Raw genomic sequence first — 22,442 nt, 5'->3', positions numbered from 1 at the left:
ATCGACGCTCATCACAAACAGTAAATCCCTCTTTTAAACCAAGGTTAATCAGAGTTTTATTTTACAAAACGAAAACAACGCGCGACAGATTTCAACATGTAACAATCATGAATGTAACAAAAATTTAGATTATGAAACCACAATTGATTGAGTTAACAGTCAAATATCACAACTTGGGCGTATTTTTTCGATATAATAAACTAATTACTGTAGTGTCCGTTTTGCACCACACACTATAACGAAGCACTATAAATGCTCGAAATCACAAGAGGCTTTTATGAAGCAGAGTAAAACTCGCCTACCGAACCTATTGCAGGTATTCATCGCGTTAGGACTATTTCTATCCCTTGCTTTTTCCTTTACTGCAAAGCTTGACCTTCCAATTCAACTTGCCTTGTATATTGGCTGGTTCATTATCATGGTTCTTGGTATTCGTCTTGGACACCAATACAAAGACTTAGAAAAAGCAGCACTCAAAGGAATATCCAATGGCTTAGGCGCGGTTTTAATACTTTTAGCCGTTGGCGCTCTTGTTGGTACTTGGATCTCAGGCGGGATCGTACCTACTATCATTTACTATGGTCTGAAAGCTATCCACCCTTCTATCTTCCTTTTAGCGACCATGATCATCTGTTCTCTAACTGCATTGGCGACCGGTACTTCTTGGGGTGCTGCGGGTACAGCAGGTATCGCGATGATGGGTATCGGCCAAGGCCTAGGTGTTCCAGCACCGATTACTGCAGGTGCCGTGCTGTCAGGCTGTTACTTCGGTGACAAGATGTCTCCTCTTTCTGATTCAGTGATTCTGGCTTCTTCAATGTCTGGTGTTGAAGTGGTTGAACACATCAAGGGCATGCTTCCAGTTGCGTTAATCAGCTACGTGATTACAGGCATCATGTTTACTGCGTTTGGTTTCCACTACGCGGGCAACGTTGACATGAGCCAAGTAGACTCTGTAATCAAAGCAATGGAAGTTCAGTTCTACATCACGCCTTACTCATTCGTTCCGGTACTTATCGTGCTTGGTCTGTTGGCTTTCCGTATGCCTTCATTCCCGGTCATCAGTTTTGGTTCTCTGCTGGGTATTATCTGGGCAGTCATGATCCAAGATATCGACTTCCTAACGGCATTCAACACGGCTTGGGCACCGTTCTCAATCTCATCTGGCGTAGAGTTTATTGATTCGATTCTTAACCGTGGCGGCATGTCTTCAATGCTGGGTTCAGTTGCGGTTATCGTATTTGGTCTAGGTTTTGGTGGCTTACTGGATAAAGTGGGCGTACTAGAGACAATCGCTAAGGTGTTTGAGCGCCGCGTAAACAGCGCAGGTTCACTAGCTACTAGCACAATTGGTACGGCTTTCATGGGTAACGTATTCGGTTCTGCAATGTACGTATCGTTAATCCTTACACCAAAAATCTGTGCGAAAAACTACGACCGTTTAGGCTACAAACGTAAGAACCTATCGCGTAATGCTGAGTTTGGTGGCACGTTAACGTCGGGTATGGTTCCGTGGAGTGATAACGGTATCTACATGGCGAGTATTCTTGGTGTTGCGACGCTGTCTTACGCACCGTTCATGTGGTTAAGCTTCATCTGTATCATCGTGACTATCGTGACATCTTACATGGGTTGGTTCGTTGATAAGTGTGAACCAACAGCACCAGCGTTTGAAGCTGAAGAAGCAACAGAGTTAAGCAAGCAACAAGCTTAAGTTCAGGAGCTAACGCTTTCGAACATAACTCAAAACGTTAATGGTTAAATGCAAAAAGAGCGCCCTAGGGCGCTCTTTTTTGATCTGCTGATTTACTTATTTACTTATTTGTTGGCGGTTCGTTTACCCAACCAGTAACCGATACCTAACGGAGCAAAGAACACCACTAAGATAAACAGGATGAAGTAGATAATCACACCTTTGATTAACTCCATCAGTTTATCAATCGCAAGTACCACCACCTCTTGAGAGACGCGATCAAGGTCTTGTGTGAACAGTTCTCTCTCTGAAGTCACAATACCCGCAATCTCGATGCGCTCTTTCGCAATCATCTCTACAAGTGCTTCTCTCTCACGTGTCACCATTTTTTCTAAAGCCACACGTTCATCGCTCAACATCGCCAGTTTTTGGTCTGTTTTGTCACTAAGATCATTGAGCAATGGCTGCATTTCTGTCGACATAATAGAGGCTAGCGTTTGCATGTATTCTGGGTTGTTCTCAATAAAGTCTTGCATGCTTGCTGATGTTTGACGAAGGCTTTCTAGCGTCATCGATAGGTCTTCACCCGTTAGCGAGCTATTCAATGCAACCAACTCAGCTTTCCACGTCATCAGTTTCGGTGTCTGGTCAGCCATTAAGCTTAAGCGGTCTGATGCATCGCTCATTGCTTCTGGCATGGTGCCTAAACTCTGGACGATTTGCGACTCGTCTTTACCAAGGTAATTTAGCCATTCACGGTAAGCAGGTGTGCTTCTGAATGTGAGGTCTTTAAATGGGTGGCTAGCAGAAAACTGCGCAACGAACGCTTTGCTGTTTTTGAAATCACTCGAGCTCAATACACCCTTTGCCAGCTTCTCGGCTTCTTGATCAAGAAAACGAGCGGTCTCTACTGCATCATCCGTCGCGAACAGATCTGCGCCGTCGCCTTGGCTATAAAACTGATTCATTTGGGCAGTGAAAACCCACGAGTCAATTAACGCAGACATAGGGGAAGTTTGGTAAGCCGCTTGTTGTAAGCCCTGCTCTGCATGGATCTTCCAAAGCAACACATAAGATTGATGTAAGGTGTCATCAGCAGGGTAAGATTGCGCGATGAGATCGGCCGAATCTTCTACTCGTGTAAAGAACATCTTGGCGTATTCACGCGTCATGATCCGAGCATTTAACTCTTGTTGAGTGAGAGGCGTCGTTTGACTATCTAACTTAACTTCTAAGAGAGAACAACCACTTAGCACAATGCTAAGCACCAACACCATCCAACTTCGACTCGAAACTCGTAACATATAAACCTCTGACAAAGACTAAGGGCGCTGATTGTATGAGCGCTTCGTCATAGTATTGTCAAAAATCCTGTAAAAGTTAACGCTGACTGTCTAAATATTCATGAGCAGAATCCACAGAGGCTTTTATAGCCTGCTCTAGTTCAGCTAAATCATGTTCACTGATCGCACTGGAGTGCTTCATTGTCATTTCAATGGTTGCGGCAATGATGGCTAACCGAGACGCTTTAATACTGCCAGCCACGCCTTTTAAGCTATGTACAATGCGAGCCGCGGAGGTTTCATCTTTGGTCAACAAAGACTTAAACTTCTCGTAGTCACCTGCGTGGTCTTGTACAAACACACCAAGCAAGAGTTCGACAGACTCAGCATCACCATCGAACGTTTCTAACATGTCTTCGATATCAATCGCAGGCTTTGAATCTGTGACACTGGCAACGTGTTTCTCTACTACTGGCGCCTGTTCAGGGACTTGCTGAATAGAGTATTGCGGTACAACGGGTTGGCTTGTAACGTTAACGCTCTGCGGAGGTTGAGAGTCGGAAGACTGGCGCGTTGGCCTGTTCTCGGATACATAAGCGTCACTATCTGCTTGTTTCACTGCTGAGGAAACAACATCGCTATAAGAAGCGTCTTCCTTACTTGAATTAATTTCTAGTTCAGAGCTGAGTTCTTGGTCTGCTTCTTTCATCGTTTTTGTGGACCTAACGCCCCAAAACACTATCCCGCTCATCGCCACCAAGCTTAAGCCTAGCATCACCAACAATAGGTTGAATTGACGATCATGGAACTCAGCTTCGAGTTTTATGATCTGTTCATTTACTGAGTTTTTCTTAATCTTATCAACCAAATAGTTAAGCTGAGCGTAATCACTCAACAATGCTGACGCATCAGCCAGTAGTTGTTGGAGTGCATCTTGTTCTTCGTTTTCTAAGGAATAAGATTTTTCTAGAATGGAATCAAAGGCGCGATAAGTCGCTGACGAACTTTGATTTTCAGAATACATGGCTTCAAATACCACAACACCGAATTCGTTGAGGAGCGGTTTTAGCTGAGGGGAAAGCTCTTTATCAGCACGCAAGATCTTAATGTTATCAACGATGTCTTGAACTTGGCTTTCTATTGGAATGAACTCATCGAACTTTTCTAGGAACTGATCAGCTACGTACAACAGTTGGTTGACATCAGGACGAAACAAGGCGTGTTGGAAATCAGATTCAATCTGCAGTCGGATCGAATAAACCAACTGAGCATCGAGTGCGAGATCATTGATACGAGAGACTCGAAGCGGTTCTGAGAAATAAAGCGATTGCCTCAATTCGTTGACTCGAATACCGAGCTCTTCGATTTGAGCTAGAGAATTGGTGTAGGAACGGCTTAGATTAAGAAGAGCCAATGAAGGAAGTAACCACAGAGCCAAGAGCACAACCAAAAAGGTGGCTGGTTTTTTAAAGCGTTTGGGCTTTGCTACTGATTGTTCCATCTATATTCCTTGTGCGTGTTAACTTGAAGCCATGACCGTAGCTAAAAGATTAAGCACAAAATAAGCGACAACGTCCTGCTGCCGCTTTTATCCGTTAACTTCGGACTATGACTTATTGCGAGTCAGTTGGTCACGTAAGTTCGGTGGAGTGCCTTTAATCGTTAGCGTGTCTGTCTCCGGATCGTAAAAGATACGTTCGCCTAGAAGCAGACTATCAAAACTAACATTCAAACCGCCACCAGCACCAACAAATTTTGTTAGTTTACGCATAGTTGCGCGATCGGCTGGGAAGCTGTCTTCTAACTCGTAGCCTTGCTCACTAGTATAGTCAAAGAAGCTTGTGCCATCTGTGCTTGCTGGCAACTCACCGGAAAGTTCACGAACTTGTACTTCATCGCCCGCTTTAAGCTGCTCGTTACAGTAATCCGCAACCTGCTTTTTGTAGCTGATCGCTTCTTCTTTCTCTAATTTAGAGTCAGAAACGAAGTCTTCTACCGCTTGCATCAGTACTTGGTTCTGCTGTTTCGCATCCAAACCAACTTCAGCTTGTAAGAAATCTAAGAAGAAATCCGCGACTTTACGGCCAACACGTCCTTTAATGTAAGTTAAGTAACGGTTTGACTCTTTATCAGTCTCATAAGTTGAAAGGTCTAGACGAGCCGCGATATCCATTTTTGAGATATCAAGGTAGTCAGTCGCACTAATATCAAGCCCTTCAGTTACCTTTAGGCTTTGGTTTGAAGGCAATAAACCAATGAAAAGATAATCTGTTGCAAGTGACTGATATTCAGCCATTACCAAGATACCTTCGTCAGCGAATGGGTACTTTGATAGTTCGTCTTTTAGACGTTGCGCACTCTTTTGAGAAAAATCGTAAAAGTTTGTCTCACCAGCACGAAGTTGATGCAACCACTGCTGGAATTCGCTGTCAGATTTGAAAGAACCAAACCCTTTGCCTGCTTTTGAATTAAAAACACGGTGAAGTTCAGCAACTAGGCTTTCAGATGAAGCATCGTTTTCAAGAGATTCAGCACGATAGTTAATAATCAGCTCATCCTGATCGTTCTTGCTCAGCTGGTGTAAAATTACGTTGGAAAGGTGAAGGCTCATAGTGAAAATATTACCGTTCAGGTTTCAGTTGTCGTGCATAGTAGGTTATCATAAGCCGCTTTTACTATCATTATTAGAGTCCTTATGCCGATTATATCTAAATACACAGATGATCAAGTTGAAAAAATCCTAGCTGAAGTAGGTGCTGTACTAACTAAGCACAAAGCTTCGCCAGAACTTTCACTGATGATCGCTGGAAATATCGCAACCAATGTCTTAAATCAGAATGTTGCTGCTTCACAACGCAAAGGAATTGCTGAAAAATTTGCCGAGGCTTTAATTTCTTCTCTTGAAGATAAAAAGTCTCACTAAATTTGATTGACGGATAAAAGAATTATAAATGGTAGACAGCGCAAACTCATATAGCGATCGTGTATCTCGACTGGTTGGTTGGGGTCACTGGTTTGCATTTTTCAACATCATTGCTGCGATGTTGATTGGTACTCGTTATATTACTCAATCTGCTTGGCCAGAAACCTTGCTAGGCCAATTCTATTTGGCTGCATCGTGGGTTGGTCATTTTGGCTTTTTAGTGTTCGCGCTCTATCTATTAGTGCTGTTCCCGCTCACTTTTATTCTTCCGTCGAGGAAGTTATTACGTTTGGTTGCCGTTATCTTCGCGACCATAGGTTTAACTGTCCTACTGATTGATACCCAAACGTATCAAAATATAAACCTTCACCTGACGCCTGTCGTGTGGGAGGTTTTATTCAGTGGAGAGGAATCTGCATTCACGTCTGATTTGCAGCACCTCTTCATTGTTATGCCGCTTATCTTCTTGCTGCAACTCGGTCTATCTGAGTGGGTTTGGCGTAAGCAGCGTAAACTGTCTCATAAACACATTGGCCGTCCGATTACTGCCGTCTTCTTCTTGTGTTTCATCAGCAGCCACTTGACCTACATGTGGGCTGATGCGTACTTCTATAACCCAATTACTAGCCAGAAAGCGAACTTCCCACTGTCTTACCCAATGACAGCGAAAAGCTTTATGGAAAAACATGGCCTATTAGACCGTGAAGAGTACCTTGAGCGTTTAGAAGCGAACAAAGAGAATGTAAACCTAGTTAGCTACCCGCTAGAAAAAATTCAATACAACCGCCGCAGTGATGATCTTAATATCCTGATGGTGAGTGTGAACAACCTTCGCTCTGACGCTCTTAATGCGACAGCGATGCCAAACAGCTATGCCTACGCACAACAGTCGATCAACTTCACCAACCACTACAGTTCAAGTAACGATATGTTTGGTATTTTTGGCTTGTTCTACGGCCTACCGAGCAGCTACGCAAGCAGCATTGAAGCTCAGGGGTCAAGCGCAGTATTGCTCGATGTTTTAGAGAATCACGATTACAAGTTCTCTGCTTTCAGTGGCGACAACTTTAGTGATGCACTGTACTCGGATATCATCTTCCGAGGCCGTGATGTGATGCCAGAGCAAGCAACTTATGATGACCAGAGTGCCATAAAAGCTTGGTCTAACTGGATTCAATCACCGCAAGCTAAACGCCCTTGGTTTAACTTTATTGAATTAACCACACTGGATAACTTCGCCAGCTACGATTCAAGTTCAGAGTCGGACTCTACGCTAACGACAGCAGAGCGTTTTGCAGCAGACTATCAAAAGTCGGCGACAGCGGCCGATGCTCAGCTAGCAACTATCTACGCTGAACTGGAACGCTTAGAGCTTGCCGATAACACGGTGGTTATCATTACCTCTAACCACGGTACTGAGTTTAACGAAACCAAAACCAACAGCTGGGGTGCAAACTCCAACTACAGTCGTTATCAGTTACAAGTACCACTGTTTATCAGCTGGCCTGGCAAGTCTGCTTCTGAATACACCCACCGTTCTAGTCATCTAGACGTGTCAGTAACACTGATGCAAGAGCTATTGGGTGTATCTTCGAACCCAACAGATTTCAGTAGTGGTCGCAGCCTGTTTAATGAACGTAACAGAAAGTGGATTCTCGCGGGCGACTCTCGTGAACTTGCTCTTGTTACTGACCAGCAAACAACGGTGTTGGATAAATTTGGTAACTACAAATTGTACGACCAAAATTACAAGCGCCTGAAAAACGTAAGCCCTCGCTTACCTGTGTTGATGCAAGGCCTGACAGAGCTACAGCGTTTCTACACAAAAAATGACTAAATAATCAGCAAACAGCAAAGGGAAGCCAATGGCTTCCCTTTTTTATTGCCGTGAATGATTAGAAAACAAGCAACAAAACAAAATTATGAAAATTAAGGGTTTACAAGATCCTCCACCCCTTATATTATTCACGCCACTGGAGGGATGGCTGAGTGGTCGAAAGCACCGGTCTTGAAAACCGGCAACCGTTAATAGCGGTTCTAGGGTTCAAATCCCTATCCCTCCACCACTTTAAAGAAAGCCGCTGAGAAATCAGCGGCTTTTTTGCATCTGAAGCTTTTTAAAATATAAAGCTCATCTAACAAAACTCTCTACAGTCCCAGTTTCAAACCCATTCACTTTATACCTAGTTTTAAATTCCGATCTCACCGTTCTAAACTAAAAGTTCATGCGCCTAAGCCACTCCCCTCATAACTTTACCTGCAAGCCAATTAGATACTTTCTTTTTTAATAGCACAGAAACACTTCACGTATAACAAAAGTTGGGAATACTTGGCTTATTGAATATTAGATTTTGTCGGCTTCTTAATAAACCGAACAATAAATAATCATTCAGAACAAAAACACCAAAAAGCGTTCATAAAAAAGGCAGTCAGTTAATAAGGGTATTTACAAGCGAAAGCCACCCTTATATTATACGCGCCATTGGAGGGATGGCTGAGTGGTCGAAAGCACCGGTCTTGAAAACCGGCAACCGTTAATAGCGGTTCTAGGGTTCAAATCCCTATCCCTCCACCACATTAAAGAAAGCCGCTGAGAAATCAGCGGCTTTTTTGTATCTGGCGTTTGCGTAAAGAACTTACGTATTTTCCACTACGCCACCTTTCGGCTCACTTCAAAACGCCCAATCAATTGGTCTAAACGGCTCAATGCATTGCCCATCAAGGACACTCGACGTGCGAGTTGCTTAGTAGACAGTTGTAAGTCAGATATTGAACGTTGGGCTTTATCTGCCGTTTGTCCATTTTTCTGACTGTTTTCATCTAAGTTAGACATCGTGGTAAAGAGGTCACTCACCGCTGATTGAATTTGCTCACTGCGAGCATTTGAGTCGACTGTTAAGTTTCCTTTACTCACATTCTCGACACCTCGCTCCATGGACTCAACAGCACTGCGAGACTTACTATGCAGCTCTTTCATTAGGTCACTAATATGGTTAGCAGCTTGTGAAGTTCGGTCAGCCAGAGTTCTTACTTCAGAAGCGACGACAGAGAACCCTCTCCCGTGTTCACCTGCTCTTGCCGACTCAATGGCCGCATTCAAGGCCAAAAGGTTAGTCTGCGCGGTAATGTCAGTAATGATATCTATAATGTCAGACACCTTAGTCATTTCATTATTCACCTCATTCACGCTATGCGCCGAGCTTTCTACGATATTGCGAACAATCTCCATGCCTTCGACGGACTGATTGTACTCCTTCTCTGCGCTCAGGACGGCTTGTTTCATCACCGTGTCCATTTGCGTTGCTGAGACACTCGCATGAGTAATTTCGCTCTGTTGATACTGACTCAACTGAAGCATATTGCTTAACGCTTGTGATGCATCATCACTGGTTTGCTTCATCACGACACTGCGACGAAACATCGATTCCGAAACCTCTCTAACTTCGTGACTCGCATGGATCAACTCACTCACCGTGTTATCTAAATTGTCGATAAAACTGTTAGTCCAGCGCCCTAAGTTGCCAAGTTCATTATGACTGAATGTGGTGGGATCAAGTCTCCGACTTAAGTTGCCATCACCTTCAGCTAAGGTCTGCATTACCCCGGTCATTTCATGAATCTTCTTCGCTAGTGGTTTGGCGCTAACTAAACGGAATAAGCCCAATGAAAGCAACGCGCAAGCGAACATAATGCCACTCTGCATAAAAGGTGTGAGTGTATAAAGGTTGGCAAACAGTAATGGAACAAATAGAGGCAGTAGCATGCAGCTGATAAAGTGCTTAGATAAGGTATAACTTAGACTTCGGTCTCTGTAGACCTCTTCTAAATCGGACTCACACATCATGCCAAAGGTATCTGGTGAACCATCCAATTGAAAAGTGATACCTTTGCCAATAACGGGTATGTGGCGATAGTCAGAATACCCCGGATAACCAATAAACAAGTTATTGCCATTTTTAATGGTTTCTCTTACGCCTGGGTGAAGCTGATTAGTGGCTGGGTCTGTAAAGCGAATCTCAAATTCGGTGTGGTGCTGGATCTTAACCGTTCCCCAATCAGTATGAATCCCTTGCTTTAAGTTCTCGCCGTGTGAAAAGGTATTATCTTCAAAGCGAGAACGAGAGAGCGCAACACCCGGCTGAGTATGAGGATCATGAATGGAGTCGACCATAAAGATATAGTTATCACCCGACTCGCTATAAATATGCCCCGCTTCTCTTTGAATAATGTCACCAATAACATCATTTGGAACACGACCACATAGGAATTGCGGCGCCCCTTCATCCCGAGAAAAGGGGACATAAAACATCAGCGTTACTTGGTCATGAAACGATGAACTCGAAGCCCCTACGTTCAACGTGCGCTGATCCATATACGGCCCATGCAGATAACGCTTTGAAGCCCCTTCAACTAAAGCCTTCTTGTCTCCAAGGTTAACCCCTACATGCTCATGATAACTCGATGCTTGTGCTATCCCCTTAGCATCGACGATCGCCAACTCAGAAAAATCCGTACTGCGTTTAAGAAGGCTAGCTAACGTCCCCTGAGCTTGTTCTTCCGTTCGACTTGCTAAATAAACCGCAGAGTCTTCTAAAAAATCCCATTGATTCTTGACCCAGTTATGCAGAAGTTGAACTCGCGTGTGAGCAATACTTTCAAAAGCTTGTTCAAGCTCTTCCGTCCTACTTCGATTGAGGAAACAAGCTCTGCGCATAGCCAGTTTTCCTGTTGCGCCAAACCAATTAAGCCAACTACGTTCCTTGTCCGTCAGGTTCATTTTTATCCCTTGTGTTTTTATAGACACATGGGTCAAGCAATTTACAGACCACAATTAATCACACAAATACGTAACTAATTAATAAAAAAGCACTTTATATGAATCACAATGGTGCAACCGTGTCTTTTATGGTGCAAGATACGCTTATTTCACACCATCATTTCAATGAGCTATCAGGCGCTAATTTGAGAGGTTAACCGTAAACATGATAAGCCGCTTTTAACAGCTGCATGTGAATCGGCACCAAATCTTGATGTTGAGTTCGATATCCGCCACCGACTACGCAGGCCATCGGAATAGACTCTGATTTCGCTAACTCAATCATGAAACAGTCGCGTTCAAATATCCCTTTTGTCGAAACATTCAAGTAACCCAATTCATCGTCTTGATGGATATCGATCCCCGCATCATAAATAATCAGATCAGGTTGATGGTGAGCAATCGCTAACTTAGTGACTTGTTCAAAACAACGTAAGAACTCTTCATCCTCTGTTTCACGACTTAACGGCACATCTAAATCAGATAGCGGTTTTCGTGCAGGGAAGTTTTTGTCGCAGTGGAACGACAAAGTAATGATGTCGTCATTCTCTTGGCAAAGAGTTGCTGTGCCATCGCCATGATGAACATCGCTGTCGACGATCAGTACTTTATCGATATGTTCAAAGGTCAGCGCGTGTTTTGCCGCTAAAACCAAATCGTTCAACAAACAAAAGCCACTGCCAAAATCATGATGCGCGTGATGATAACCACCACTCAAATGAATCGCTAAACCACTCTCTATTGCCATTTCAGCGGCCAAGCAGGTTCCACCACTTGAGTAGAGTGTTCTCTCAATAAGTTGTTCACTCCAGGGGAAACCGATACGTCTCATCTTTGCTGCGGGCAAATTACCAGAAACAAGCAAATCCACATACTCACTATCGTGAACCTGTTTTACCTGTTCAACCGAAACTGGCGTTGGTTGGAACATTTCAAACTGACTCTTCCATAGAGGATCTCTATCCATTAATGCTTCAACGGCACTGTGTAACAACTGATATTTGTTAATCGGGTAACGGTGACCTTCTGGTAAAGGTAACTGCGAATAGATTGGGTGGTAAATTAAAGGAATCATAATCAGGCTAATTGCGTATCTTTCTCAAAATCATAACAGCCTCAAACTTGGCGACAACCTTAATTAATGATAATGGTTATCATTGTTATTAATTATAAAGTAGAGACCATAATGAAAAACGTAATACTCATCTTTGGGGTGATCTTCGGCTCAGCGGCAGCAGTAATGATTTTTGTAGGAATGCTAATAGCCAGTTGGTGGAGCGTTGATTTTCTCGTGTTAAGCCATCAAACTTAACTAATTGAACTGAAAAGGAATCACCATGAGCGTTATTTTTATTACTGGAGCGAACCGCGGCATTGGCTTAAGCCTGACTCGACAATACTTGGAAAGTAATCACAAGGTGTACGCGACTTATCGTGATGACAATTCAGCAAAAGAACTGCTCTCACTCGCAGACCACAACACCAACCTTACCTGTATTCAATTAGAGATAACCGATTACCAAGCAGTAAGCCAACTCCCTTCGCAAATAGAGTCGATTGATATCTTGATCAACAACGCTGGCTACTATGGCCCTAAAGGCTACGGGCTGGGTAATACCGATGTTGAAGAGTGGCGTCGTGTATTCGAAGTCAACACCATCGCTCCACTAAAGCTTGTCGAAACGCTATTGCCTTTACTCAAAGACAGCGATATCAAAAAGGTCGCTTGTTTATCCTCTAGAGTCGGCAGTATGTCAGAGAACACCTCAGGCGGCGGTTACATCTATCGCTCCTCTAAAGCCGCTCTAAACTCCGTGGTGAAGAGCCTAAGCAACGACTTAACCGATGATGGCTTTACGGTGTTAGCACTGCATCCAGGTTGGGTGCAGACTGAAATGGGTGGCCCTAATGCTCTGATCGACACCGACACTTCAGCTTCCGGCCTGATTGAAGTCATCGAGTCAGCGAATACCGAAGTGAGTGGTCACTTCTTCAATTTCGATGGCAGCGAAATTGACTGGTAATCCACAGATGAATGCAGGGCATCTCTCAAACCTAGTTAAGCACTCAACGCTGTTTTGTCTAACAGTGATGCTAGCTGGCTGTTTCAGTGATGGCCCCGGCGACTTGTTCGATGACTATCAAACAAAGATAGCCAGAGTACAAGATGCTGACGAGATAATAGAGGAATGGGAATTTGAAAGCCTACCGAGAAAACGAGAACTGCTGCTTGACGTGCCCTCACTCTCTATCGGCCTCATCGACAGCTACCAGCTTCGTCAGTGTGGATTGTTCAATCTGATTGCAGAAAGAAATTCGGTTCTGGGCAAGGTCGCGGATGAGTTTCGTAATTACGATTATCAAGTCGCGCTACTTGAAGGCGTGGGCAAATGTTTATCCAGTAATGAATTAGACCCAGAGATCGTAGAATTACTAAGAGAAATTGAGCAACAGAAACTCGCACAGTTTCCACTGCATCAATGGAATCTCATCTATGCCAGCGATGCTATGCAGTCACAAATGCGGGGTAGTCAGTGGTTACGCGCTGATATAGGCGATCAGGTACGACAAACCAGTGATGCGTTAGAACACATCAATCAAGCGTTAAACACATCGCTCGTTTCCGGCAAAACCACTGAGGTTCAAGAAGTATTAGAGAAGAGTTCGACCCTTGGGGATTTATACTACTCGCTCGCTCGGGCGTCAGTTGAGCTTGATACCATCACCAAACAGCTGACAACTTTTGATGACAAGATCATCTGTGGTAAACAACGAGACACCACTAAGTTCCGCTATCTCAACAATGTGTTCGAGCAACAATACATAGGTAAGGTTCAGCCTTACATGGCGCAACTGGATGGCTACTATCAGCACATAGCCCCGCAACTAGGAATGTTTGACGCGCAACCTGAACTGCACAGTTATTACTTTCCCATCCAAGATGCACATCAAGCCTTTCGATCATCCACTCGTCGCCATGTTGACTATTGGCAGCAACTGTTTAAACGTTGTGGCCGTAAAGTCGGTCGCTAATCCTAACCTCAATAAGTCTTAGCTTTTAGTGCTCTTTTTAGCGGAAGTACCTTTCTTAGCATACGTACCTGTCTTGGCGTAAGACTTCTTCGCCCCACCGCCTTTACGGCGTTTGAAGGCAGGTCTCTCGACTTTAGGAAGGTGGCGGAGTGATTCAGGAACTTCTCCCGTTTTTACTTTACCCATTAAACCATCAATCTTGCTTTCTAACGCTTGCATGAAAGGCTGATACGCTTGGTTTCGTTCAGCCATGCCTTGCAGCTGGTGCTCCCAATGTGCCGTCATGTCTGGGAAGGTAGAATCCTCAGGTAAGGCATGAATCAAGCCTCTGCCCGCAGGGCTACTGTGAATACTCTTACCTTGGCGCGTTAGCAGCTGCCTTTTGAATAGAGTATCTAGAATACCCGCACGGGTTGCTTCTGTGCCAAGGCCATCGGTTTCTTTCAAAATGGCTTTGAGATCTTTGTTCGCAACAAAACGCGCGATACCTGTCATCGCTTGAAGCAATGTCGCTTCCGTGAAGTGTTTTGGTGGCTCAGTTTTCTTATCACCAATCACGCCTTCACGGCACGTCAACACCGTACCTTTATCCAATGGAGGAACCGTATCCGTGCCATCCCCTTTTTCTTCGGTATCCGTTTTACCCATCAACACCTTCCAACCCGGGTTGATAAGCTGACGCCCTTTTGCGATGAACACGCCACCAGCGATATCAAAGACCAGCTTAGCATCAGCAAAAACCGCAGGTGGGTAAAACTGCATTAGATACTGACGAGCGATTTGCTGATAGATTTTCATCTCGTTGGCAGACAGGCCGTTCACCGATGACTTCTTCGGAGTAGGAATAATCGCGTGGTGAGCATCGACCTTACTGTCGTTCCATGCTTTTGATTTAAGAGAAAGGTCCGCACCTTGAGCGCCACTTTGCAGCTCTTTCGCATTGTTAGCGATAGCATCAACGATCGATTCTCGCTGCGAGTAGTGCTCTTTAGGTAGATAGCGGCTATCAGAACGTGGGTAAGTGATGAGTTTGTGTTTCTCGTACAATGACTGACACGTATCTAACACCTGTTGAGCACTCATACCAAAACGCTTAGACGCATCAATCTGCAAGGCTGACAGCGAGTAAGGCAGTGGCGCAGCTTGTTTACTTTGCTTTTGCTCTGATTCCGTCACCGTCGCGGGTTGATTCGCAATTCGGTTAGCCACATTCTCAACCAGCTTTCGATTGAGCACGCGCCCTTCTTCATCTTGCCATGGTTTACATGCTTCGCTTGGCTTCCAACGCGCACGAATATCAAAGCTCTGGCCGTGATTTTGATAAGGGATCAAAGCGTGCAAAGTGAAGTAATCTTTCGGAATAAAGTTTTCGATCTCTTCATCGCGCCTTACCACCAAACCAAGTACAGGCGTTTGTACTCGCCCGACCGACAACACACCTTGGTAGCCAGCCTTTTGACCGAGTAAGGTATAAGCACGAGTCATGTTCATGCCATACAGCCAATCGGCTCTAGAGCGCGCTAATGCGGAAATAGAAAGCGGAATAAAGTCTCGGTTACTGCGCATTTGAGAGAGCGCACGCTTCACGGCTGGTAAGTTCAAATCGCTGATCAGCAGCCTGTCCATCGACTCTTTCTTGGCCTTGGATACCTTGCAGTAGTCGATCACTTCATCAACTAGCAGTTGCCCTTCTCTATCCGGGTCACCCGCATGGACAATTTGGGTCGCGTCCTTCAATAGCTTTCGGATCACTGTGAGCTGTTTGCTTGACGTCTTACGAGGTCTTAGTTGCCATTGCTCTGGCACGATAGGAAGATCGGCTAAGTTCCACTTCTTATAACGGTCGTCATAAGCGTCCGGCTCAACCTGCTCCAATAAGTGTCCAATACACCAAGTCACCACATCCCCATTGCCACATTTGATAAACCCTTGGTCTTTCTTCTGTGGATTCGGTAGTGCGGCGGCAATCGCGCGGCCGAGGCTTGGTTTTTCAGCAATGATAAGACGAGACATGTTTTTCCAGATGCTACAAACAATTAGGGCCACATTATCTAATGTGGCTCTAATAAATCAAGAAAAACTGGTTGTTTATACAGTTAGCATTCCACTATTCAAGCTTCAGCTTTCTTTATAAAAACTCAACGAACTTAGAGAAGTCGCGCTCTGGCACTTTCATTGGTGTACAGCCTGGAGTGCCTAGGTATAGGAAGCCAACAATTTCATCGTCGCCTTCTAGGCCAAATGCTTGGTGTACTTCTGGGTGGAACATCCATTTACCTGAGCGCCAAAAGCCTTGGAAACCTTGTGCGACTGCGGCCATTTGCATCGCCTGTGCAGCACAACCCGCAGACAGATGTTGTTCGATAGCAGGCACTTTCTCGTGCTCAGTTACTTTGGCAATCACAGTAATCACCATCGGAGCTCGGAACGGCGCTTTTTTTACTTTCTCGATAACCGCTTCTTCGCTGTCATCCGCTTCAGCGGCGCGCACCAAGATGTCTGAAAGCTTTTGTAGGCCTGAACCTTGCGCGATAACAAAGCGCCATGGTGTTAGTGCACCGTGGTCTGGAGCACGCAGCCCTGCTTTGATGATGTTTTCTAACGCCACACCTTCAGGTGCCGGATCAGAGAGTTTTGCGATTGAGCGTCTGTTGAGCAATAGATCCAAAGCATCCATTTGAAGTCCTTACTATTTCTTTATTATTTGTATACTTGAACTTTAGCACAGAATACAAACGATAATAAATCTCAACGGCTGTCAATTTGGGCTAGATTAGAAACAATAAAGGCTCCTAAATCTATGACTTAGGAGCCTTGTTCAAAATCTAGCTCAGCAAATTAAGTAACAATATCTACCGATAAGATTACAGTTTGATAGATGATTCTATAACTTAATAGCTAACTCAACACCTTGACGGATAGCACGTACTGCATCCAGCTCACCGGCATAATCAGCACCGCCTATCACGTGCAGTTTGCCACCAAACTCTTGCCACATATCTTCAAATGGACGAACTGACACCTGACCTGCACACACGATAACGGAATCGGCATCGAGGACCTGTTCTTTCTTGCCAATACTGATATGCAGACCTTGGTCATCAATCTTGTTGTAGCTTACACCGCCCAGTAGATTCACACCTCGTTTCTCTAGCGTGCGTTTGTGAATCCAGCCCGTTGTTTTGCCCGGACCTTTACCAACGCGCCCCGCTTTACGCTGCATCACCCAAACCGTTTTGTCGCTGAATGAATCCGGGTAAGGATACAAACCACCTGGGTGTTCCATGTTCTTATCGATGCCCCACTCATGCAGCCAATCATCTAGGCTGTGTGACGCCGGCTCGGTGAGCATGGTTGCCACATCGACACCGATACCACCAGCACCAACAATCGCGACCTTTTCGCCTACTGGTGTCTTTTCGCGAATCAAGGTTTGGTAATCGACCACGTTTTCTTGGTCAATGCCCTCAATATCGAGCTTTCTTGGCTCTACGCCAGCCGCCATCACGACTTCATCGTACTTCAACAACATCTCAAACGTTGCCTCAGTATCCAGTTTCAGGTTCACGCCTGATGCGTCGATTTGGTTAGCAAAGTAGCGAATCGTTTCTCTGAATTCTTCTTTACCCGGAATCTGCATTGCCAATCTAAACTGACCGCCGATACGGTCATTTTTCTCAATCAAGTCAACCTTATGCCCACGCTGAGCTAAAGTCGTTGCACAGGCTAAACCGGCTGGGCCTGCGCCGACAACCGCAATGGTCTTAGTCGCTTGCGCTGGCTGAACAACAATTTCAGTCTCGTAACAAGCGCGTGGGTTCACCAAACAGCTCGCACGTTTACCTTTAAACACGTTATCAAGGCAAGCTTGGTTACAACCGATACAGGTATTGATGAACTGAGCTTGGTCTTGAGCTGCTTTATTAACAAAATCCGGGTCTGCCAAGAATGGACGCGCCATAGACACCATATCAGCCTGCCCAGAGCTAAGAATACGTTCGGCCTCTTCTGGCGTATTAATTCGGTTACATGTCACCACTGGGATCGACACGTATGGTTTCACTTTTTCCGTCACCCAAGAGAATGCACCACGTGGTACTTGTGTCGCGATAGTCGGAACACGCGCTTCATGCCAACCGATGCCGGTATTGATAATAGTCACGCCTGCTTCTTCCAGCTTTTGAGCCAATAGAACAACATCTTCAAAGGTGCTGCCTTGCTCAACCAAATCCAGCATCGACAGTCGGAAAATAATAATGAAGTCGTCACCCACTGCTTCGCGAATCGATTTAACAATCTCCAGCGGGAAACGCATGCGCTTCTCATAAGAACCGCCCCATTCGTCGTAACGCATATTGGTACGTTTACAGATGAATTGGTTAATCAAGTAACCTTCAGATCCCATAATCTCAATGCCGTCGTAACCCGCGACTTGGGCGAGTTCGGCACTGTTGGCAAAGGCACCAATGGTCTTTTTAATCTGACGAGGGCTCATCTCACTTGGAGCGAACTTAGCGATAGGCGCTTTAATGCCAGACGCACTTTGCGCAAATGGGTGCATCGCATAACGACCTGCATGCAACAATTGAAGCGCAATTTTACCGCCGTGCTTGTGGACGGCTTCGGTAACAACTTGGTGCGCTTTAGCGTGCTTTACTTTACTGAATTCAGCACTGAATGGGGTTAATCTGCCACGTAAATTAGGAGAGAAACCACCAGTAACAATAAGGCCAACGCCTCCTTTTGCTCGCTCTTCATAAAACGCGGCGAGTTTGTGGAGACCTTCTTTATTTTCTTCTAAACCTGTATGCATTGATCCCATCAATACACGGTTACGTAACTGGGTAAATCCAAGATCGAGTGGTTCAAGTAAATGTGGGTACATGGCAGACATCACTTCTATTATTTTATCCTTGTGGTCTGACCACAGTATAGTTCAATCACCAAAAGTTCAAACAACCGTTTACATTTTTGTAACACCGATCATAATGCTGCACGTATTAATCGTTCAGAAGCCCTTAATTTGACTACACTTAATGAGAATATATATCGATTAACAATTCTTGGTGTAGTTTGAGCTTGGGAATTATCGTAGGATACTAAGCAGTTCATATTATTGAGATTAATGGTACTACGGCTTGTTAAAGCGACGTGATCTCACTGCGGAGACAGAATGAAAAAAATATTCAAATTTATAGGCATGTTCTTTAAAGGGATTTGGAAGCTCATTACGTTTGTACGTCTTGCGCTGGTTAACCTAGTCTTTTTACTCAGTATCGCCATCATCTACTTTGTGTACTTCCATTCAGATACGGCTCAACCGACGGTTCCTCAGGATTCGGCTTTAGTGCTTAACCTGTCTGGCCCTATTGTGGAACAAAGCCGCTATATCAATCCGATGGATTCGGTCACAGGTTCACTGCTTGGCAAAGACCTTCCAAAAGAGAACATCCTGTTTGATATCGTTGAAACGATTCGCTACGCAAAAGACGATGACAAGGTTACTGGTATCGTTTTAGCACTCAAAGAGCTGCCAGAAACCAACCTGACCAAGCTGCGCTACATTGCTAAAGCATTGAATGAGTTCAAAGCAACAGGCAAACCGATTTATGCGGTGGGTGACTTTTACAACCAAAGCCAATACTACCTAGCCAGCTACGCAACTAAGGTCTTCCTATCACCAGATGGTGGGGTTCTTCTTAAAGGCTATAGCGCTTACTCGCTTTACTACAAAACGTTGTTAGAGAAACTAGACGTAAACACGCACGTGTTCCGTGTGGGCACTTATAAGTCAGCTATTGAGCCTTTCATTCGTGATGACATGTCAGACGCAGCGAAAGAGTCCGCTTTTCGTTGGTTAAGCCAACTATGGGGTGCGTACGTTGATGACGTCAGCAACAACCGTCAAATAGACGCTAAGACACTGAACCCAAGCATGGACACCTTCTTGAAAGAACTTGAGTCTGTGGACGGTGACATTGCAAAACTGGCCGAGAAACTTGGCTTAGTGGATGAGCTAGCGACACGCCAGCAAGTTCGACTAGAGCTTGCCGATGTTTTCGGCAGTGACGGCCAAGACAGCTACAACGCGTTTGGTTACTACGAATACCGTACAACCATGCTTCCAGACATGACCAGTGAATCACACGACGTCGCTGTGATTGTTGCCAGCGGCGCTATTATGGATGGCAAGCAACCACGTGGCACCGTTGGCGGAGATACCACTGCAGCCCTACTTCGCCAAGCACGTAACGACGACAAAGTGAAAGCGGTTGTACTTCGTGTCGATAGCCCAGGTGGCAGTGCCTTTGCATCTGAAGTTATCCGTAATGAAATAGAAGCGATCAAGCAAGCGGGTAAACCGGTTGTTGTGTCGATGTCGAGCCTTGCTGCTTCGGGTGGTTACTGGATCTCGATGGGTGCGGATAAGATCTTAGCTCAACCAACCACACTAACGGGTTCGATTGGTATCTTCAGTGTTATCACCACCTTCGAAAAAGGGCTGAATGATATTGGTGTCTACACAGATGGCGTTGGTACCTCACCTTTCTCAGGTCTTGGTATTACAACTGGGCTTAGCGATGGCGCGAAAGACGCGTTCCAAATGGGCATTGAAAACGGATACCGCCGATTCATCAGCCTAGTTGGAGAAAATCGCGGTCTGGAAGTCGATGCTGTCGACAAGATTGCTCAAGGTCGAGTTTGGACAGGTCAAGATGCGATTCAGAAGGGCTTAGTCGATGAGATTGGTGATTTCGATGATGCGGTTGCAGCTGCGGCTTCACTTGCAGAGCTTGAAAGCTACAACATCTACTGGGTAGAAGAGCCACTTTCGGCCACTGAACAATTTATTCAAGAATTTATGAACCAAGTTCAGATGTCGATAGGCCTAGATATTCAATCGATGATACCAAGCAGTTTACAGCCTGTTACTCAGCAGTTAGCTCAAGATAGCCAGCTGTTAGGCAGCTTTAACGACCCACAAGGCCGATACGCTTTCTGCTTAAATTGCCAAGTTCAATAAGTTGAGCCAATAACTCAATGACTAAGGGGTACCTCTGTGTGAGGTGCCTCTTTTTATTGCATGATAATTCGCTATAATCGCCCCCCTGTTCCCTACATCACACTAAGTATTAATCGCCATGGAAAGAAAACACATCTATATCGCGTACACCGGCGGCACAATTGGCATGCAGAAGTCTATTGACCACGGCTATGTTCCAGTCGCAGGTTTCATGGATAAGCAGCTAGCTGGCATGCCTGAATTCCATCGCCCAGAGATGCCTGAGTACACCATTCACGAATACTCTCCATTAATGGACTCTTCAGATATGACGCCACTTGATTGGCAAACTATCGCTGATGACATTCGCGCGAACTACGATAAGTACGATGGTTTCGTTATCCTGCATGGCACAGACACTATGGCTTACACTGCCTCTGCACTGTCTTTCATGCTTGAAAACCTCGGCAAACCTGTGATTGTTACGGGCTCTCAGATCCCATTAGCAGAGCTTCGTTCAGACGGACAAGCAAACCTGCTGAATGCGCTACACATTGCAGCAAACTACCCAATCAACGAAGTGACACTGTTCTTCAACAACAAGTTGATGCGTGGTAATCGCAGCACAAAATCACACGCAGATGGCTTCAATGCGTTTACCTCTCCAAACCTGAATCCATTGCTAGAAGCGGGTATCAATATCCAACTTAGCAATAACGTAAAGGTAAACGAACAACCTAAAGGTGCTTTCAAGGTTCATAACATTACTCCGCAACCTATCGGCGTAATCACAATGTACCCAGGCATCTCACACGAAGTTATCCGTAACACGCTATTACAACCTGTTAACGCGATGATTCTGCTTACTTTCGGTGTGGGTAACGCACCACAAAACCCAGAACTGCTTCAGCACCTGAAAGATGCCTCAGAGCGCGGTGTTATTGTGGTGAACCTAACTCAATGTTTGGCTGGTAAAGTCAACATGGGTGGTTACGCGACAGGTTGTGCACTAGCAGAAGCGGGCGTGGTGAGTGGTTACGATATGACACCAGAAGCGGCACTGGCGAAATTGCATTATCTATTAAGCCAAAACCTAGGCTACGAAGAAGTGAAGGCTCAGATGCAACAAGTATTGCGCGGTGAGATGAGCTTATAACCTGTTCAAGGATTCACGTTAAAGCCAGTTATTCTATGAAAGTAACGGCGGCTTAACGTGAACTAAATCGTTTTATTGCTTATAAATAAACGAGTTAAACTAAAAGGGGTGGCACATTGCCACCCCTTTGTTGTAATTTAAGCTTAATGATTCGGGTTAACCCTAACAATGTCTTCTTGATCTGACTTAAACTGTTTCTTTAGTTCAGACTTAGATTTAAAGCTAATCTCACCACCAGCTGCAATTGTCATATGTTGAGCTTCAGAGTTATGTTTAGATTGGTATAACATAACCGCTTGCATACACGAGTCGCGCTGTTCTTTTGAGAGCGCCGTACCTTCTGGCCATTTACCCGTTTCAACTGCGTAGGTTAAACGTTCGTAGACCTCGGGTGTCATTGCGCTAAGAAGTTGTTCTGCATCCATGGTAAAGCCTTAGTTTTAACAATTTTCACCAGAAAATAACCCGTAACAGAATTGAGTCAAGAACCTGACCAATAATAAGTGCATCTGATCACAAGTGAAGGAATATGAAA

General features: G+C 44.9%; 16 protein-coding genes and 2 tRNA genes. 9 read left to right on the top strand and 9 right to left on the bottom strand.

Going from position 1 to position 22,442, the window contains the following annotated elements:
- Positions 1–277 precede the first annotated feature (277 nt).
- Positions 278–1,714, top strand: a complete 1,437-nt coding sequence (gene nhaC, locus A6D97_RS16830; protein WP_017063453.1) for a Na+/H+ antiporter NhaC — start codon at positions 278–280, stop codon at positions 1,712–1,714.
- Positions 1,715–1,818: 104 nt separating this feature from the next.
- On the opposite strand, the gene A6D97_RS16825 is transcribed toward nhaC, so the two are convergent.
- From A6D97_RS16825 to yejK, 3 genes are all read right to left on the bottom strand, one after another.
- Positions 1,819–2,997, bottom strand: a complete 1,179-nt coding sequence (locus A6D97_RS16825) for a chemotaxis protein (RefSeq protein ID WP_065584414.1) — start codon at positions 2,995–2,997, stop codon at positions 1,819–1,821.
- 76 nt (positions 2,998–3,073) lie between these two features.
- Positions 3,074–4,477: an Hpt domain-containing protein gene (locus A6D97_RS16820; RefSeq protein ID WP_065584413.1), complete on the bottom strand. Its 1,404-nt coding sequence runs from the start codon at positions 4,475–4,477 to the stop codon at positions 3,074–3,076.
- Between the two features lie 105 nt (positions 4,478–4,582).
- On the bottom strand, positions 4,583–5,587 hold the full coding sequence (gene yejK, locus A6D97_RS16815) for a nucleoid-associated protein YejK (protein ID WP_065584412.1): 1,005 nt from the start codon (positions 5,585–5,587) through the stop codon (positions 4,583–4,585).
- A gap of 84 nt (positions 5,588–5,671) precedes the next feature.
- Between yejK and A6D97_RS16810 the strand changes: the two genes are divergently transcribed.
- The 4 genes from A6D97_RS16810 to A6D97_RS16795 all read left to right on the top strand — a co-directional run bounded on the left by A6D97_RS16810 (position 5,672) and on the right by A6D97_RS16795 (position 8,474).
- Positions 5,672–5,899 carry a YejL family protein gene (locus A6D97_RS16810; protein ID WP_004734063.1) on the top strand — a complete coding sequence of 76 codons (228 nt, stop codon included), beginning with the start codon at positions 5,672–5,674 and terminating at the stop codon, positions 5,897–5,899.
- Positions 5,900–5,927: 28 nt separating this feature from the next.
- Positions 5,928–7,736 (top strand): DUF3413 domain-containing protein, encoded by a 1,809-nt coding sequence (locus A6D97_RS16805; protein WP_065584411.1) that lies wholly within the window; start codon positions 5,928–5,930, stop codon positions 7,734–7,736.
- Between the two features lie 138 nt (positions 7,737–7,874).
- Positions 7,875–7,965, top strand: a tRNA-Ser gene (locus A6D97_RS16800).
- 418 nt (positions 7,966–8,383) lie between these two features.
- Positions 8,384–8,474 (top strand) — tRNA-Ser (locus tag A6D97_RS16795).
- A gap of 75 nt (positions 8,475–8,549) precedes the next feature.
- On the opposite strand, the gene A6D97_RS16790 is transcribed toward A6D97_RS16795, so the two are convergent.
- Both A6D97_RS16790 and A6D97_RS16785 read right to left on the bottom strand, forming a co-directional pair.
- Complete coding sequence (locus A6D97_RS16790; RefSeq protein ID WP_065584858.1) at positions 8,550–10,676, bottom strand: methyl-accepting chemotaxis protein; 2,127 nt, start codon at positions 10,674–10,676, stop codon at positions 8,550–8,552.
- A 193-nt stretch (positions 10,677–10,869) separates the two neighbouring features.
- Positions 10,870–11,790: a histone deacetylase gene (locus A6D97_RS16785; RefSeq protein WP_065584857.1), complete on the bottom strand. Its 921-nt coding sequence runs from the start codon at positions 11,788–11,790 to the stop codon at positions 10,870–10,872.
- A gap of 262 nt (positions 11,791–12,052) precedes the next feature.
- Between A6D97_RS16785 and A6D97_RS16780 the strand changes: the two genes are divergently transcribed.
- Positions 12,053–12,739 (top strand): SDR family oxidoreductase, encoded by a 687-nt coding sequence (locus A6D97_RS16780; RefSeq protein WP_017059372.1) that lies wholly within the window; start codon positions 12,053–12,055, stop codon positions 12,737–12,739.
- 7 nt (positions 12,740–12,746) lie between these two features.
- Complete coding sequence (locus A6D97_RS16775) at positions 12,747–13,748, top strand: DUF3080 domain-containing protein (protein ID WP_032546440.1); 1,002 nt, start codon at positions 12,747–12,749, stop codon at positions 13,746–13,748.
- Positions 13,749–13,766: 18 nt separating this feature from the next.
- On the opposite strand, the gene A6D97_RS16770 is transcribed toward A6D97_RS16775, so the two are convergent.
- The 3 genes from A6D97_RS16770 to A6D97_RS16760 form a co-directional block, all read right to left on the bottom strand.
- Positions 13,767–15,761, bottom strand: a complete 1,995-nt coding sequence (locus A6D97_RS16770) for a DNA topoisomerase III (protein WP_017063444.1) — start codon at positions 15,759–15,761, stop codon at positions 13,767–13,769.
- Positions 15,762–15,876: 115 nt separating this feature from the next.
- Positions 15,877–16,425, bottom strand: a complete 549-nt coding sequence (locus A6D97_RS16765; RefSeq protein WP_017059376.1) for an NAD(P)H nitroreductase — start codon at positions 16,423–16,425, stop codon at positions 15,877–15,879.
- 207 nt (positions 16,426–16,632) lie between these two features.
- The gene (locus A6D97_RS16760; protein WP_065584856.1) at positions 16,633–18,642 is read right to left on the bottom strand and encodes an NADPH-dependent 2,4-dienoyl-CoA reductase; all 2,010 of its coding nucleotides are present in this window, start codon (positions 18,640–18,642) and stop codon (positions 16,633–16,635) included.
- A gap of 279 nt (positions 18,643–18,921) precedes the next feature.
- Between A6D97_RS16760 and sppA the strand changes: the two genes are divergently transcribed.
- Positions 18,922–20,772 (top strand): signal peptide peptidase SppA, encoded by a 1,851-nt coding sequence (gene sppA, locus A6D97_RS16755; RefSeq protein ID WP_065584855.1) that lies wholly within the window; start codon positions 18,922–18,924, stop codon positions 20,770–20,772.
- Between the two features lie 118 nt (positions 20,773–20,890).
- The gene (gene ansA, locus A6D97_RS16750; protein WP_017059379.1) at positions 20,891–21,907 is read left to right on the top strand and encodes an asparaginase; all 1,017 of its coding nucleotides are present in this window, start codon (positions 20,891–20,893) and stop codon (positions 21,905–21,907) included.
- A 143-nt stretch (positions 21,908–22,050) separates the two neighbouring features.
- Here the strand turns inward: ansA and A6D97_RS16745 are convergent, their stop codons facing one another.
- A complete protein-coding gene (locus A6D97_RS16745; RefSeq protein ID WP_010437067.1) occupies positions 22,051–22,332 on the bottom strand; it encodes a DUF1315 family protein in 282 nt (93 codons plus the stop codon).
- Positions 22,333–22,442: the final 110 nt, after the last annotated feature.

It is taken from the genome of Vibrio sp. ZF57 (genome assembly GCF_001691235.1).
GTDB classification, from domain to species: Bacteria; Pseudomonadota; Gammaproteobacteria; order Enterobacterales; family Vibrionaceae; genus Vibrio; species Vibrio crassostreae_C.
This window is presented reverse-complemented; position numbering and strand designations above follow the sequence as displayed.

Coding starts and splice junctions, on each gene's coding strand:
- nhaC (WP_017063453.1), top strand. CDS start 278: ATGAAGCAGAGTAAAACTCGCCTACCGAACCTATTGCAGGTATTCATC.
- A6D97_RS16825 (WP_065584414.1), bottom strand. CDS start 2,997: ATGTTACGAGTTTCGAGTCGAAGTTGGATGGTGTTGGTGCTTAGCATT.
- A6D97_RS16820 (WP_065584413.1), bottom strand. CDS start 4,477: ATGGAACAATCAGTAGCAAAGCCCAAACGCTTTAAAAAACCAGCCACC.
- yejK (WP_065584412.1), bottom strand. CDS start 5,587: ATGAGCCTTCACCTTTCCAACGTAATTTTACACCAGCTGAGCAAGAAC.
- A6D97_RS16810 (WP_004734063.1), top strand. CDS start 5,672: ATGCCGATTATATCTAAATACACAGATGATCAAGTTGAAAAAATCCTA.
- A6D97_RS16805 (WP_065584411.1), top strand. CDS start 5,928: ATGGTAGACAGCGCAAACTCATATAGCGATCGTGTATCTCGACTGGTT.
- A6D97_RS16790 (WP_065584858.1), bottom strand. CDS start 10,676: ATGAACCTGACGGACAAGGAACGTAGTTGGCTTAATTGGTTTGGCGCA.
- A6D97_RS16785 (WP_065584857.1), bottom strand. CDS start 11,790: ATGATTCCTTTAATTTACCACCCAATCTATTCGCAGTTACCTTTACCA.
- A6D97_RS16780 (WP_017059372.1), top strand. CDS start 12,053: ATGAGCGTTATTTTTATTACTGGAGCGAACCGCGGCATTGGCTTAAGC.
- A6D97_RS16775 (WP_032546440.1), top strand. CDS start 12,747: ATGAATGCAGGGCATCTCTCAAACCTAGTTAAGCACTCAACGCTGTTT.
- A6D97_RS16770 (WP_017063444.1), bottom strand. CDS start 15,761: ATGTCTCGTCTTATCATTGCTGAAAAACCAAGCCTCGGCCGCGCGATT.
- A6D97_RS16765 (WP_017059376.1), bottom strand. CDS start 16,425: ATGGATGCTTTGGATCTATTGCTCAACAGACGCTCAATCGCAAAACTC.
- A6D97_RS16760 (WP_065584856.1), bottom strand. CDS start 18,642: ATGTCTGCCATGTACCCACATTTACTTGAACCACTCGATCTTGGATTT.
- sppA (WP_065584855.1), top strand. CDS start 18,922: ATGAAAAAAATATTCAAATTTATAGGCATGTTCTTTAAAGGGATTTGG.
- ansA (WP_017059379.1), top strand. CDS start 20,891: ATGGAAAGAAAACACATCTATATCGCGTACACCGGCGGCACAATTGGC.
- A6D97_RS16745 (WP_010437067.1), bottom strand. CDS start 22,332: ATGGATGCAGAACAACTTCTTAGCGCAATGACACCCGAGGTCTACGAA.